Below are 14,219 nucleotides of genomic sequence, written 5' to 3' on the forward strand. Positions count from 1 at the left end.
CAATTGCCGACATATATTCAGTGACTGATGTAATGTCGAATAATTACTTCTTACCGCGAGCCAGTGGTAGGTTTTCACCTGCCCAACCAGCGATCCCTTCTTTCAGGACAAAGACTTTTTCAAAACCGTGTTGTGCAAGATGTTCAGCTGGTTTCCCAGATTCCATTCCACTTGCAGAAACGACAATAACAGGTTTCTGTTTATGTTTTTCCAGCTCACCTAAATTATTATCTTTAATTTCAGATGGTGTTAAGTTAATTGAATCAATGATGTGCCCTTTACGGAATTCTTCTCGTGAACGTAGGTCCACAACTACCGCGTCTTCTTTATTAATCATTGTAATCGCTTGAGAACGCACAATGACTTTAGTTTTAGACAATAGGCCTCTGAAGGTCATAACGATTACAGCAACAAATAACACTACCCAGGTCAGACTAACAAAGGTGTTACGACTGACAAATTGCATGATTTCTTGGATCATGGGGGGCAATTACTCCCGTTAGTTAAAAACGAATATCAAAGGGTTCAGAGTATACCTTTGTGTTGAGCTAATTACAGCCAATTAGCGCAAACTAGAATGTCTTTTTTGCGAAAAGACTCGCAGAGTTAACACCTTTTTACTGAAAAAAGGATTCTTTTCTCGAAGCTGTACGCAAACATTTTATCATAAACACGCTCAGACAAAGCTTTGACGGTAAATTAATTACTGGCGAAATCAGAAAAAGCACATCAAAACTAGCTATACGCCAAAAATCAGTAATAATACCCCCTGAAATTTAACTTAGTTGCATACGGTATAATAGTAACTCTCTTAATTTTTAAGGCTTTTAGTACTATTTTTAAGAGAGTACTGGAAAGCATGACTAGCAGATGAAATAATCAGTTATTGTATTTAATTGAGGTGATCTATCACAATGGCCCATACATCCAATCGAATAAAAACTCTTTTTGTTCGTCAGGCTATGATTCCCGCCCTGCTTGGTTTGGGATTATTTGCTTTTGTGCCCTACCCAACGGCACAAGCAAATCAGATCACTGAAAATAAAGGTCAGTTAAACGACCTTCTAAAAAGTATTGCTGAAAAAGAGAAAAGTGTTAGAGAACAACAAGCCCAAAAAAATAATCTTCTCGAACAACTCAAGCAGCAAGAACAAAGTATTTCAACGGCTAGCCGTGGGTTACACCAAACTCAAAATCAATTAAAACAACTAGAAAAAGAGATTTCATCCCTATCTGGCAATATCAGCCAATTAAAAAAGAAAAAAATTGAGCAAGAAAAATTACTCGCTGAACAACTTGATGCCGCTTTTCGCCTTGGAAAACATCAAGGTTTATCACTACTCTTAAAGGGTGAAGAAGGTCAGCGTGAAGAGCGAATTCTTGCCTATTACGGTTATCTGAACCAAGCCCGTGAAAAAACAATTATTGGTCTGGAAGAAACCACCCAAGAGTTACACCAACAAAAACAGTTAGAGCAACAAAAACAAGCTGAACAAAAAGCGGCGCTTGCACGACTGCAACAAGAAAAACAAAAACTGGATAATGCCAAAGCTTCTCGACAAAAAACACTCACCGCGTTAGACAGTGCGCTAAAAGAAGATCAAAAAAATCTGGCTGTACTGAGACAAAACGAATCAAGATTACGCGATAAAATTGCCAGAGCTGAACGTGAAGCAAAAGCTAGAGCGGAACGAGAAGCCCGGGAAGCTGCTAAGATTCGTGCTCAAGTGGCGGAAAAAGAACGCCAAGCGAAACAAAAAGGTTCCACTTATAAGCCATCAGACAGTGAGCAATCATTGATGTCCAGAACTGGAGGTTTAGGTCGTCCAGCAGGGCAAGCAATCTGGCCAGTGCGCGGTTCAACACTGCATAATTATGGGGATGTTATCTCCAGTGAGTTACGCTGGAAAGGCATGGTGATCGCGGCCAACGAAGGTACCCAAGTTAAAGCCATTGCTGACGGTCGAGTGTTACTTGCCGATTGGTTACAAGGCTATGGATTAGTGGTCGTCGTGGAACACGGTAAAGGGGATATGAGCCTTTACGGTTATAACCAGAGCGCATTAGTGAACGTCGGGCAAGAAGTCCGAGCAGGGCAGCCGATTGCTTTAGTGGGTAGCAGTGGCGGACAAGAGCGCCCATCCCTCTACTTTGAAATTCGCAGGCAAGGTAAAACTGTTAACCCTCGACCTTGGTTAGGCAAATAGCTGAGCCAAGGCACCAAAATGTTAGGAAAATAATTATGTTGAAGTGCTCGCCAATAAAATTTTTGACTAGTTTACTGCTGATAGTCATTTGCTCGCAGGCGAGTGCAGCAAAGCTGGCAATTGTGATTGATGACTTTGGTTACCGCGCAAAAGAAGATAACCAAATACTCGCAATGCCAGCAGCTATCAGTATTGCCATTCTTCCTAACTCGCCCCATGGCATAGAGGTTGCAACACAAGCCTATCAGCAAGGGCGGGATATTTTAATCCATATGCCAATGAAACCCTTGAGTAAACAACCTCTCGAAAAAGACACTCTGACTCCCTCCATGAGTTCAGAAGAAGTTGACCGAATCATTAAAAATGCGATCAGCCGCGTCCCCCACGCCAAAGGCATGAATAATCATATGGGAAGTGAGATGACCTCCAGCCTATCGGGTATGCGCAATGTGATGCGCTCGTTGTCTCAATCTAATTTATTTTTCTTGGATAGTGTGACCATCGGTAATACACAAGCACAAAATGCCGCTAAAGAATTTGGAGTACCATCCACAAAACGCAATATCTTCATTGATAACCACCAATCTGAAGAAGAAACTCGCGCTCAGCTTAATAAAGCGATTTCCTATGCTCGCAAGCATGGAAGTGCCGTTGCTATTGGCCACCCGCACCCATCCACAGTGCGAGCATTACAAAAATTTATTCCGCTTATCCCTGCGGATGTTGAGTTAGTGCCTGTCAGTACTTTAGTCAATAACCAACCAACAACCACTGAGCCACGTAAGCCACTAAGAATGCAGCCGGAAGGGATGAAACCTGCTAAACCGGAATCCCAAACGCCTGTTCAATTAGACACTAAGCCTGTTGAACCTATCAAGCCAACTGAGCCAGCGATCAGCGAACCAACGGCTCCTGAATCGGGAATTAACCAGCCAGAGCAGCCAGTTGAAATAGGTGTTTGTGATATTGAAGTCCCTCAAACTCGCTTACAAGGAATTGAGTTTTTGATGTCAGTCGTCGAGGCCATTTACCAAGACAAGACTCTGCAACCCTTACTCTCTGAGAAAAAATCATCTTAGAAGCAACGAATAATATCCAATCAAAAGGGTTCATCAACCATATGGTCATGAACCCTATTATGCGTAACTGTTTGTTTATTAATCCCAGTTCAGAATCACTTTTCCTGATTGACCGGAACGCATTACATCAAAACCTTTTTGGAAATCATCGATAGAAAACTGATGGGTGATAATCGGCGATAAATCGAGTCCAGACTGTATTAACGTTGCCATTTTGTACCAAGTTTCGAACATTTCTCGTCCATAAATACCCTTGATAAACAAACCTTTGAAAATAACTTGGCTCCAATCTGTTGCCATCGATGACGGGGGGATACCCAATAGCGCAATTCTTCCACCGTGGTTCATGGTATCCAACATGGTTTGGAATGCCGGTGGAGCGCCGGAAACTTCTAAAGCAACATCAAAACCTTCTTTCATTCCCAGCTCTTTCATCACATCTTTCAGGTTTTCACGGCTCACATTGACCGCTCGAGTCACGCCCATTTTTTTCGCTAACTCAAGGCGATAATCATTTACATCGGTGATGACCACATGACGCGCACCAACATGGCGACAAACGGCTGCCGCCATGATCCCAATCGGTCCCGCTCCCGAAACCAACACGTCCTCGCCCACTAAATCAAAAGAGAGCGCGGTATGAACCGCATTACCAAAGGGATCAAAAATAGCCGCGATTTCATCAGGAATATTGTCGGGAATTTTGAACGCATTAAATGCAGGGATCACGAGATATTCAGCAAAACAACCGGGACGATTGACTCCTACTCCGATGGTATTTCGGCACAAATGGGTTCGACCGCCGCGGCAATTTCGACAATGACCGCAAGTGATATGCCCTTCGCCAGAGACTCTATCACCAATTTTGAAACCCTTAACTTCCTGCCCAATTTCAACAATTTCCCCTATATATTCATGTCCTACCACCATAGGAACTGGGATAGTTTTCTGCGACCATTCATCCCAGTTGTAGATATGAACATCCGTACCACAAATAGCGGTTTTACGGATTTTGATCATCACATCATTGTGCCCCAATTCCGGTTTCGGAACGTCTGTCATCCATATACCTGGTTCTGCTTTTAATTTGGACAGTGCTTTCATAGGCGACCTTTTATTTAGTGGCTAGATTAATTGAAGCTTTTTGCCAATACGGGTGAATGCATCAACAGCGCGTAAAATATCCTCTTCACTGTGAGCCGCAGACATTTGCGTGCGAATTCGCGCCTGCCCTTGCGGAACAACCGGATAGAAAAATCCGGTGACATAAATACCTTCTTTCAATAATTCAGAAGCAAATTGTTGTGCTAGCTTAGCATCCCCTAACATCACAGGGATGATGGCATGGTCTGCTCCTGCGAGGGTAAACCCTGCCGCAGACATTTTTTCTCTAAATAGCACCGCGTTACGCCATAATTTTTCTCGGCGCGCTTTTCCTTCGGTCATCATATCGATAACTTTGATAGACGCCGCCACAATCGCGGGAGCAAGGGAATTAGAGAATAAATAAGGGCGAGAACGTTGGCGTAACCATTCGACAACCTCTTTTTTCGCTGCGGTATACCCACCCGATGCACCACCGAGCGCCTTTCCAAGCGTGCCTGTAATGATGTCGACGCGTCCCATCACGTTGCAATATTCATGGCTGCCACGGCCATTTTCACCGACAAAACCTACTGCATGGGAATCATCCACCATCACCAAAGCCTGATACTCATCCGCTAAATCACACACGGTTTTCAAATCAGCAATCACACCGTCCATTGAAAAAACACCATCTGTCGCAATCATAATATGCCGAGCACCTGCGGATTTTGCTTCTTCAAGCCGCTGTTTTAGCTCTACCATATTATTGTTGCTATAGCGGTAACGCTGAGCCTTACACAAACGCACCCCGTCAATAATTGAGGCGTGATTTAAGGCATCGGAAATAATGGCATCTTCAGGCCCCAGTAGCGTTTCAAATAAACCACCGTTAGCATCAAAACAGGAGGAATAGAGGATCGCGTCTTCCATTCCTAGAAAATCAGCCAATTTCTTTTCGAGTACTTTGTGACTGTCTTGGGTTCCACAAATGAAACGCACCGACGCCATCCCAAAACCGTGGCTATCCATTCCCTGCTTGGCTGCTTCAATCAGTGCCGGATGATTCGCTAGCCCTAAATAGTTATTGGCGCAGAAATTAATAACTCGCTGACCGCCTTGAATTTCAATATCCGCATCTTGCGAAGTCGTGATTATTCGTTCATTTTTAAACAAGCCATCAGCCTCTATTTGCACCAATTGTTGTTTTATCTGCTGGTAAAATTGATCTGACATGATTTGTTCCTGTATAGAATTCGTTTTCAGAGTTTAATAATAGTCTCTAGAACTAGCGACATCTGCCGGGTAAATAAGTTAAGTTTGTAGGCAAGATCACGATAATTGCCTCAATAGAGGTAGGATGACTAGGACAATTATCTAGTGGATATACTGTTGTCTACACCAAGAGGTGTTATTATAGGCGCCAATGTCTTATCCCATTTATTCTTAACCCACTTGAGGTATTCCCGATGATCGTAGTCACTGGCGGAGCTGGTTTTATTGGCAGCAATATTGTTAAAGCCCTAAATGATATGGGTCGCACTGATATTTTAGTGGTGGATAACCTGAAAGATGGTACTAAATTTGCCAATCTCGTCGATGTTGATATTGCTGATTATATGGATAAAGAAGACTTTATCGTTAGCGTAATTGCCGGTGATGATTTTGGCGATATCGATGCTGTTTTCCATGAAGGCGCTTGCTCATCCACTACCGAGTGGGATGGCAAATATATGATGGAAAATAACTATCAGTTCTCTAAGGAATTGCTCCATTACTGCCTTGAGCGTGAGATTCCATTCTTGTATGCCTCTTCTGCCGCCACTTACGGTGGACGCAGTGATAACTTTATCGAAGAGCGCGAGTTTGAAAAACCGCTGAATGTTTATGGCTATTCAAAGTTCCAATTCGACCAGTATGTACGCAGCATCCTGCCAGAAGCGCAATCGCAAGTCTGTGGCTTCCGTTATTTCAACGTTTATGGACCAAATGAGAATCATAAAGGCAGCATGGCGAGCGTTGCTTATCACCTGAATAAACAAATTAATGAAGGCCAAAGCCCAAAATTATTTGAAGGTAGCGAGACTTTCCGTCGTGACTTTATCTATGTGGGTGATGTTGCCGCAGTCAATTTATGGTTCTGGGAACACAATGTTTCTGGGATTTTTAACTGCGGAACTGGTCGCGCGGAATCGTTCCAAGCCGTTGCCGATGCCGTCACCGCATTCCATAAAGATAAAAATGTGGCTATCGAATACATTGAATTCCCTGAAAAATTGAAAGGTCGTTACCAAAGTTTCACCCAAGCGGATTTAACAAAATTACGCGCTGCTGGCTATACCGCACCGTTTAAAACCGTCGCTGAAGGTGTAACCGAGTATATGCAATGGCTGAATAAAGACGCGTAATCGTCATTTGTGAAAATATTGGTTATGAAAATATTAGTGATTGGCCCTTCATGGGTAGGGGATATGATGATGTCACAGAGCCTGTATCGTACGATTAAGGCTCAGCATCCTCATGCTCAAATTGATGTGATGGCGCCCGATTGGTGCCGTCCTTTATTAGCAAAGATGCCAGAAGTATCCCAAGCGATTTCAATGCCGCTAGGTCATGGGAAGCTGGCTATTTGCGAACGTCGCCAATTAGGTATCGATTTACGGAAAAGTGGCTACGATCAAGCAATTGTATTGCCTAATTCAATGAAGTCTGCGTTGATTCCTTTCTTTGCCAATATTGGTAAACGAACTGGATGGCGTGGGGAAATGCGTTATGGGCTACTCAATGATTTACGCCCATTAGATAAACAAGCATTTCCATTGATGGTGCAGCGCTATGTTGCACTGGCATACGATAAGCACACCATTAAATCTGCCAAAGATATCCCCGAACCTATTCTATGGCCTAAATTAGTCACTGATAAACAACAAGTTAACGATACTGTTAGTCAATTTAATATTGACCGTTCTCGCCCAATTATTGGCTTTTGCCCCGGCGCGGAATTCGGTCCCGCAAAACGTTGGCCACACTATCACTATGCCGCATTAGCCCAACGCTTAATCAGTGAGAAAGGCTATCAAGTTTTACTCTTTGGATCTCAAAAAGATCATGAAGCGGGCGAGGAAATTCGTCAAAGTTTAACGGATGAAGCCAGACAATATTGCCTAAATCTTGCAGGTAAAACCTCGCTAGAACAAGCAGTTAATCTTATTGACTCCTGCCAAGCAATTGTCAGTAATGACTCAGGGCTAATGCACGTTGCCGCAGCACTAGATAAGCCCCTCGTCGCATTATATGGGCCTAGTAGCCCAGATTTTACGCCACCATTATCCGATAAGGCCGAAGTGATTCGACTGATTACTGGCTACCATAAAGTACGTAAAGGTGATGGCGAAAGTGGCTATCATCAAAGTTTGATTGATATTCAGCCTCAGAGGGTGCTCGATGCCCTAACCCGTTTGAACATAGGTATTGAATAATGCGCGTGTTATTAGTAAAAACATCATCGATGGGAGATGTTTTGCATTCTCTACCTGCCTTAACCGATGCTCAGATGGCAATACCCAATATTCAATTTGATTGGGTGGTTGAAGAGGGATTTGCACAAATTCCAACTTGGCATAGTGCCGTCAATAACGTTATTCCCGTCGCCATTCGTCGCTGGCGAAAAAATTGGTTTTCAGCCCCGATCCGTGCCGAACGTGCAGAGTTTCGTCGCCAACTACAAGCTACCCACTATGATGCTGTCATTGATGCTCAAGGGTTACTTAAAAGCGCACTGTTAGTGACTCGATTAGCCCATGGTCCAAAATATGGCTATGATCGCCATAGCATTCGCGAACCTGTTGCGAGTTTTTTCTACGATCATCGTTATTCCATTAGTAAGCAGCAACATGCGGTAGAACGTATCCGTCAGCTATTTGCTAAAAGTTTGGGATATGATTGCCCTGAAACACAAGGAAACTACGCTATTGCTCAGCATTTTTCGCAATCAGCTAGCAACCAAGCTGCCCCTTATGTGGTATTTCTGCATTCAACAACCCGTGATGATAAACACTGGTCTGAAGCTCATTGGCGTGAGTTACTTACGTTGATGGCAGAAACTGGTATTCGCGTAAAATTACCATGGGGTGCGGAGCATGAGCATCAACGCGCACAGCGATTAGCTGAAGGATTTGATTTTGTGGAGGTTTTACCTAAACTTTCATTAGCAGATGTTGCTCAACAAATCGCCGCTGCAAAAGCCGTGGTTTCTGTGGACACCGGATTAAGCCATTTAACCGCTGCACTAGATAAGCCTAATTTCACGCTATTTGGCCCTACAGATCCGGGTTTAATTGGCGGCTATGGACAAGGTCAACATGTGATTAAATCTGCCAATAATGTAATGGATAACATTAGAGCTACTGAGGTATATCAACAATTAGCTCCTCTTCTGGCTCACTAGGCGATATTTAATACTATGAATCAATCAACAACGATCATCACTGCATATTTTGATATTGGTAGAGGAGAATGGAATAGCTCTCACGGATATTCAGATCGCTTAGAACGAACAACTGATACCTATTTCGATTACTTCAGTAAGTTGGCAAAACTTGATAATAAAATGATTGTTTTTACCTCTTCTAATTTTAAAGAAAAAGTATTAGAGATTAGAAAAGGAAAACCAACCCACGTTATTACTATTGATATTCATAAAAAATTTAAATACATCACAAAAAAAATTGCATCCATACAAAATAGTGAACAATTTAAAAAATTAATAAAACCGGAACAGCAAAAGAATCCGGAATACTGGTCATCAGAATATGTCCTAGTGACTAATCTTAAAGCCTATTTTGTCAATAAGGCGATTACTCTTGGTCTTGTCGATAATGAACGTATTGCATGGGTAGATTTCGGGTATATCCGTAAAGAAAAGACCCTTAATGGATTAACTGAATGGAATCATCCATTTGATAGAAAAAAAATTCATTTCTTTTCAATAAAAGAGGGTTTAGACCTGACAAATGAAGCAGAAGTCATGAAAAGGGTCATTGATAATGATACTTATGTTATCGGAGGCGTTATCGTCGGCACAAAAGAAAAGTGGGCTCGACTTTATCAGTTAGCAATTACTGTACAAAAAAATCTCTTGTTATCTAGTGTCATTGATGATGACCAGGGTATTTTTTTAATTTGTGCAAACAAGGAGCCCAATTTAGTTAAATTACACTATTTGGGTAATATGGAATGGTTTAACGTTTTTAAGTTATTTCATAAAGGCTCTAAAGTAAATAACCTGATCCGCCTTGCTATTTTATTGAAGCTCGTAAAATAAATAAGTGCCCATTCAAATCAATGGGCAACTCATATAACAAATTCAAATCACTTTTTACTGTAACTTCTCTGGTGCAATAAAGCCAAAGCACATGGTTTTTGGTTCAGCATCTGGCTCAGAACGATAAACCACATCTTCTTTCTCAATCGTGAATTGCGGCCAGTATTTACGTACTTTCGCAAAATCTTCATGGGCGCAGTCATCATATTTACGACCTAATAAAATCGCACCATGCTGACGAATTTCTGCTTCAGTAATTTCACGGTTATACACATTTGGCGGCATATGATTTTCCAATGTCCATGGCTGGATCACATGAGGTCGGTCTTGCGCATAGATAATAAACCATTGATGCAAATTATCTTCACCGCCAACATATTTTACTGGTGTTCCGTAGCGTTGGTACCAGCGTTGTTCACCTTCAGCAATTAAGGTTTTTACACCAATAAATTTTTGCCCTGCGCCTCGAATATTACCGGCTTGAACAACCAAATAACCTAGCACAACCAAAACACCAAAAATGGCTAACCCTATTAATGGTTTTTTCAGTGATTTTTTCGGCATTACCGTAATGGAACCAACAAATAATGGTGCACAAACCATCATAAAAGGCTGTAGCCACTCAGTAATTCGTCCACCATCATGAAAAGAGAACCAACCGTAAATAACCGCTAATGGGAATAAAATAATAAAGTTTGCCATACGATTAGATAACGATTTTGGCCAACCTATTTTTCCACCACAGCAATACAGAATAATCGTAGCAATAATCAGCGGATAAAAGACGCTTAATGCCGCTTCTGTCGTATGCAAATTGAAGCCAGGGTCAATCTGTGAACCCACCCACTTAAATGCAGAAAAATCACTCGCCATCAACCAGAAAAAGTTAGGTAAAACGAGAGCAAACCACAAGGCAATGGCAAGGTAAAAAACGGGATATCGATAGCTTTGACGTGCTTGTTTAACAAACAACGTTAGCAAGAAAACGGAGCCAACCAAGGCAAGCGTTGAATATTTCCCCATGGTTGCCAGCCCAGCAAACAGAGCAAAAGGCATCCACCATAATGGATTATCTTCCACCGCACGTAGATATAAATAGATCACCCACGGCCAGAGCGTAACAAGAATATAGTTATCATTGTAAGGAATGATATCGAAATTAATCACTCCGGATAAATTCATCATCAACATCGCAAACCATGCAAGATCGCGACGATCCGTCAGTCGATAGGCTAATTTCCAAACACCCAATAAACCAAAAGCAATACCGACAAAATGGATAAAATACCAATAAAAGCTGTAGGAAATTCCAAGGTGTATCGCTGGCCACATTAATGTCCCGACAAACCATGGATTTTTAGGGGATCCCCACTCGCCATTCATTCCCCAATTGACAGCTTCGACAGTGTCGTAAGGAACCGTTGGGTCAAAAAAGAAGCTCGCAAGTATCCATGCAATGGCGTAGCCAATGATCCAAAGATACAAGTACTTATTTGAAATTGATTGGTTAGTTATTGGCATTCTATTTTGGCAAAATTTATTTAAAAAATTAAAGGGAATAGCCCATCAACCTAACCAATATAGGTAGCAGATAACCATACATTCAGGGAATGGGCAAAGAATTGACTGTGGAGTCTACTACAGTTTATACAAAAAAAACAAAGATGAGAGAAATTGTCATTACTCATTACAGTAATATTCAAGTTCAATCATTTTTAGATGAATAATTAATTAGATTATTGTTCTCTAGGGGGTAAATAAGGCTGTAGCAATTTTAATAAACGCTGTAACGCGCCTTGATTTTCGTGCAGAACTTCAGCTGCATGCCGGCCATAGTATAAACGGTAATCTTCATCAGAAAGTAAGCTGGTCACTTCCTGAACCAGTGATTCGCAATCTGTGACCGTAATTAAACCATCTGCTTGAGTTAATTTTGCACAAATATCTTTGAAGTTAAAGGTGTGCGGCCCCATTAAAACCGGTAATGCATGAGCGGCAGCTTCCAATGGATTATGCCCACCGGTTTCAACGAGGCTTCCGCCAACAAAGGCAATATCTGCGATTCCGTATAGCAGCATTAACTCGCCCATGGTATCGCCAATAACCACTTGGGTTTCGGCTGTGGGGATCGTACCACTACTACGGCGAATATAACTTAGCCCAGCTTTTTGAGTTAACTCTTCGGCTTTCGTAAAGCGTTCAGGATGGCGAGGTACTAAGATTAATAATAGGTTAGGAAATTTATTGAGCAATTGCCGATGGGCATCCAAAACAATGGATTCTTCACCTTCATGGGTGCTTGTCGCAATCCATACAGGTCGATGAGCAGCCCATTGCCGGCGTAATGTAATCGCTTTTACCGCAAGCTCTGGGGTAACTGAAATATCAAACTTCAAACTTCCTGTCACTTCCAACTGCTTACGTCTTAACCCTAATTGAACAAAACGCTCACCATCTTCTTGGTGCTGCGCAGCTACCATTGTGACGTTTTGCAGCATGCGTTTCACAAAATTACCGAGTTTTTGATAACCCGCCGCTGAGCGTTCTGACAAACGCGCATTCGCAATCACCAAGGGGATATTGCGTTTATGCAGTTGATTGATCATATTTGGCCATAACTCCGTCTCCATAATAATCACTAATTTAGGATCAACATGATTAAGGAAACGGCTCATTGAGCCTGGTAAGTCATAAGGTAGGTAAACATGATTAACATCATCACCAAAGGCTGACAAGACACGCTCGGAACCTGTTGGTGTCATCGTGGTGACAGTAATCGGTAGTGATGGATAGTGATGGCGCAATGCGCGAACTAGGGGTACGGCGGCAAGGGTTTCGCCGACAGAAACAGAATGCAATAAGATACCTTGTGGGACAACTTTACCCGCACAAAAGCCATAGCGCTCTCCCCACCGTTTACGATACGCAGGCGCTTTACGGCTACGCAGTAATAAGCGTATCCAGATTAATGGTTGGATAAGATAAAGAAGTACCTGATATAAACGCAATAACATTCGATCTGATTCACTTACCAAAATTGGCGCTATCTTACCATAAACCATTACTGAAAGTGTGTAGAATCTGTGCCTAAAATTAAACTTAAAATGGACTCATCCCTATCAATCTATGTTGCAAGGGCATCCAATTGCCGCTAATGTGGATTTAACCGTCGCTTATTCATCGTGCTGTTTTAGAATAAGTAATTACAAACAATGAGATAGCATCATCATGATACATAAAGCTATTTATCCCGGAACTTTTGACCCCATCACTTCTGGGCACGTTGATATTGTCACCCGTGCGGCGGCGATGTTTGACCATGTATTATTGGCGATTGCCAATAGCCAGCGTAAAAGCCCGATGTTCAATCTTGAAGAACGTGTTGAGTTAGCAAGACAGGTTACCTCTCACTTAGATAATGTCGAAGTCGTTGGTTTTTCTGAGTTGATGGCAAGCTTTGCCCAAAAACACGGAGCAAATATTTTGATTCGTGGCGTGCGTTCTGTCGCTGATTTCGAGTACGAATGGCAATTAGCTAATATGAATCGCCACTTTGTTCCGGATCTAGAAACCGTCTTTTTGCTCCCATCACAGAGCCTTTCTTTTGTATCGTCCTCTTTAATCAAAGACGTTGCGCTCCATGATGGTGACATTTCATCGTTTTTACCACCGATTGTGGCTGAAGCGATGCTAAAAAAGCTCAATAAAGCCTAAGTCTTATTTTTGGCATTGAGGACAATAAAATGTTGTCCTCTGCCCTTGCTTGATGCTTTCAATGGGCGTGCCGCACATCGAACAAGGCTCACCTTTTTTACCATAAACAAATAACTCTTGTGCAAAATATCCCGGTTTTCCATCTGATTGTAAAAAATCCTTCAAGGTCGTTCCGCCCTGCTCAATCGAACGTTGTAAAACCTTTTTGATCTGTTTCACTAACTCAGTGATGTCTGCCAAAGTCAGCTGGTTGACCATTTTTTCTGGCGAAATTTTTGATGCAAATAAGGCTTCGTTTGCATAAATATTCCCAACACCGACGACAACTTTGTTGTCCATTAACCAAGGTTTCACCGCCACTTTTCTTTTCTTTGCTAAATCAAATAGGTATTGAGGATTAAATTCATCAGAGAGAGGTTCTGGACCTAAATGCGCCAGTACAGAGCTGGTGTCGAGATCTTCACACCATAGCCATGCCCCAAAACGGCGAGGATCGGTATAACGTAGCACTTTGCCATCACCAAGAATCAAATCAACATGGTCATGTTTCTCTTCAGGTAACTCTTCCGTCAAAATTCGTACGCTACCAGACATTCCCAAGTGAACAATAATCCATCCCTTATTCAGCTCAATTAGCAGGTATTTTGCCCGCCGCTGCACGCTCAGCACCTTTTCATCGGCTAAGCTTTTAATTTGTTCACTTACTGGCCAACGTAAGCGACTATTACGAACGATCGTATAAGCAATTGTGTTGCCGACCAAGTGAGGCTCGATGCCTCGACGACTGGTTTCAACTTCGGGAAGTTCTGGCAT

At 42.3% G+C, this 14,219-nt stretch carries 13 protein-coding genes; 7 read left to right on the plus strand and 6 right to left on the minus strand.

Going from position 1 to position 14,219, the window contains the following annotated elements:
- Nucleotides 1-43: 43 nt before the first annotated feature.
- Nucleotides 44-481, minus strand: a complete 438-nt coding sequence (locus EL244_RS17615; protein ID WP_006816197.1) for a rhodanese-like domain-containing protein — start codon at nucleotides 479-481, stop codon at nucleotides 44-46.
- Nucleotides 482-914: 433 nt separating this feature from the next.
- On the opposite strand from EL244_RS17615, the gene envC reads away from it, so the two are divergent.
- Nucleotides 915-2,207, plus strand: coding sequence for a murein hydrolase activator EnvC (envC, locus tag EL244_RS17620; protein ID WP_126462605.1), 1,293 nt, complete (start codon nucleotides 915-917; stop codon nucleotides 2,205-2,207).
- A gap of 35 nt (nucleotides 2,208-2,242) precedes the next feature.
- Nucleotides 2,243-3,286, plus strand: coding sequence for a divergent polysaccharide deacetylase family protein (locus EL244_RS17625; protein WP_126462608.1), 1,044 nt, complete (start codon nucleotides 2,243-2,245; stop codon nucleotides 3,284-3,286).
- 78 nt (nucleotides 3,287-3,364) lie between these two features.
- On the opposite strand, the gene tdh is transcribed toward EL244_RS17625, so the two are convergent.
- Entirely contained in the window at nucleotides 3,365-4,390 is a 1,026-nt protein-coding gene (gene tdh, locus EL244_RS17630; RefSeq protein ID WP_006816194.1) for an L-threonine 3-dehydrogenase, read from the minus strand.
- Between the two features lie 21 nt (nucleotides 4,391-4,411).
- Nucleotides 4,412-5,605, minus strand: coding sequence for a glycine C-acetyltransferase (locus EL244_RS17635; RefSeq protein ID WP_126462611.1), 1,194 nt, complete (start codon nucleotides 5,603-5,605; stop codon nucleotides 4,412-4,414).
- Nucleotides 5,606-5,838: 233 nt separating this feature from the next.
- On the opposite strand from EL244_RS17635, the gene rfaD reads away from it, so the two are divergent.
- The 4 genes from rfaD to yibB are packed head-to-tail and all read left to right on the plus strand — an operon-like array spanning nucleotide 5,839 to nucleotide 9,692.
- Nucleotides 5,839-6,777 carry an ADP-glyceromanno-heptose 6-epimerase gene (gene rfaD / locus EL244_RS17640; RefSeq protein WP_006816192.1) on the plus strand — a complete coding sequence of 313 codons (939 nt, stop codon included), beginning with the start codon at nucleotides 5,839-5,841 and terminating at the stop codon, nucleotides 6,775-6,777.
- A gap of 24 nt (nucleotides 6,778-6,801) precedes the next feature.
- Entirely contained in the window at nucleotides 6,802-7,848 is a 1,047-nt protein-coding gene (rfaF, locus tag EL244_RS17645) for an ADP-heptose--LPS heptosyltransferase RfaF (RefSeq protein ID WP_126462615.1), read from the plus strand.
- The gene (gene rfaC / locus EL244_RS17650) at nucleotides 7,848-8,816 is read left to right on the plus strand and encodes a lipopolysaccharide heptosyltransferase RfaC (RefSeq protein WP_126462618.1); all 969 of its coding nucleotides are present in this window, start codon (nucleotides 7,848-7,850) and stop codon (nucleotides 8,814-8,816) included. The genes rfaF and rfaC overlap by 1 nt, the downstream gene beginning before the upstream one ends.
- A gap of 15 nt (nucleotides 8,817-8,831) precedes the next feature.
- The gene (gene yibB / locus EL244_RS17655) at nucleotides 8,832-9,692 is read left to right on the plus strand and encodes a protein YibB (RefSeq protein WP_126462621.1); all 861 of its coding nucleotides are present in this window, start codon (nucleotides 8,832-8,834) and stop codon (nucleotides 9,690-9,692) included.
- 54 nt (nucleotides 9,693-9,746) lie between these two features.
- Here the strand turns inward: yibB and EL244_RS17660 are convergent, their stop codons facing one another.
- Nucleotides 9,747-11,213 carry an ArnT family glycosyltransferase gene (locus tag EL244_RS17660; RefSeq protein ID WP_126462624.1) on the minus strand — a complete coding sequence of 489 codons (1,467 nt, stop codon included), beginning with the start codon at nucleotides 11,211-11,213 and terminating at the stop codon, nucleotides 9,747-9,749.
- 215 nt (nucleotides 11,214-11,428) lie between these two features.
- Complete coding sequence (waaA, locus tag EL244_RS17665; RefSeq protein WP_039855892.1) at nucleotides 11,429-12,706, minus strand: lipid IV(A) 3-deoxy-D-manno-octulosonic acid transferase; 1,278 nt, start codon at nucleotides 12,704-12,706, stop codon at nucleotides 11,429-11,431.
- A gap of 214 nt (nucleotides 12,707-12,920) precedes the next feature.
- On the opposite strand from waaA, the gene coaD reads away from it, so the two are divergent.
- A complete protein-coding gene (coaD, locus tag EL244_RS17670; protein WP_006816187.1) occupies nucleotides 12,921-13,406 on the plus strand; it encodes a pantetheine-phosphate adenylyltransferase in 486 nt (161 codons plus the stop codon).
- Between the two features lie 3 nt (nucleotides 13,407-13,409).
- On the opposite strand, the gene mutM is transcribed toward coaD, so the two are convergent.
- Complete coding sequence (gene mutM / locus EL244_RS17675; protein WP_115164813.1) at nucleotides 13,410-14,219, minus strand: bifunctional DNA-formamidopyrimidine glycosylase/DNA-(apurinic or apyrimidinic site) lyase; 810 nt, start codon at nucleotides 14,217-14,219, stop codon at nucleotides 13,410-13,412.

This window comes from Providencia rustigianii, from assembly GCF_900637755.1.
GTDB lineage: Bacteria > Pseudomonadota > Gammaproteobacteria > Enterobacterales > Enterobacteriaceae > Providencia > Providencia rustigianii.

What these genes read in the sequence shown, in the direction of transcription:
- EL244_RS17615 (WP_006816197.1), bottom strand. Translation starts at nt 481, where the DNA reads ATGATCCAAGAAATCATGCAATTTGTCAGTCGTAACACCTTTGTTAGT.
- EL244_RS17660 (WP_126462624.1), bottom strand. Translation starts at nt 11,213, where the DNA reads ATGCCAATAACTAACCAATCAATTTCAAATAAGTACTTGTATCTTTGG.
- tdh (WP_006816194.1), bottom strand. Translation starts at nt 4,390, where the DNA reads ATGAAAGCACTGTCCAAATTAAAAGCAGAACCAGGTATATGGATGACA.
- rfaD (WP_006816192.1), top strand. Translation starts at nt 5,839, where the DNA reads ATGATCGTAGTCACTGGCGGAGCTGGTTTTATTGGCAGCAATATTGTT.
- envC (WP_126462605.1), top strand. Translation starts at nt 915, where the DNA reads ATGGCCCATACATCCAATCGAATAAAAACTCTTTTTGTTCGTCAGGCT.
- mutM (WP_115164813.1), bottom strand. Translation starts at nt 14,219, where the DNA reads ATGCCAGAACTTCCCGAAGTTGAAACCAGTCGTCGAGGCATCGAGCCT.
- waaA (WP_039855892.1), bottom strand. Translation starts at nt 12,706, where the DNA reads ATGTTATTGCGTTTATATCAGGTACTTCTTTATCTTATCCAACCATTA.
- rfaC (WP_126462618.1), top strand. Translation starts at nt 7,848, where the DNA reads ATGCGCGTGTTATTAGTAAAAACATCATCGATGGGAGATGTTTTGCAT.
- coaD (WP_006816187.1), top strand. Translation starts at nt 12,921, where the DNA reads ATGATACATAAAGCTATTTATCCCGGAACTTTTGACCCCATCACTTCT.
- EL244_RS17635 (WP_126462611.1), bottom strand. Translation starts at nt 5,605, where the DNA reads ATGTCAGATCAATTTTACCAGCAGATAAAACAACAATTGGTGCAAATA.
- rfaF (WP_126462615.1), top strand. Translation starts at nt 6,802, where the DNA reads ATGAAAATATTAGTGATTGGCCCTTCATGGGTAGGGGATATGATGATG.
- EL244_RS17625 (WP_126462608.1), top strand. Translation starts at nt 2,243, where the DNA reads ATGTTGAAGTGCTCGCCAATAAAATTTTTGACTAGTTTACTGCTGATA.
- yibB (WP_126462621.1), top strand. Translation starts at nt 8,832, where the DNA reads ATGAATCAATCAACAACGATCATCACTGCATATTTTGATATTGGTAGA.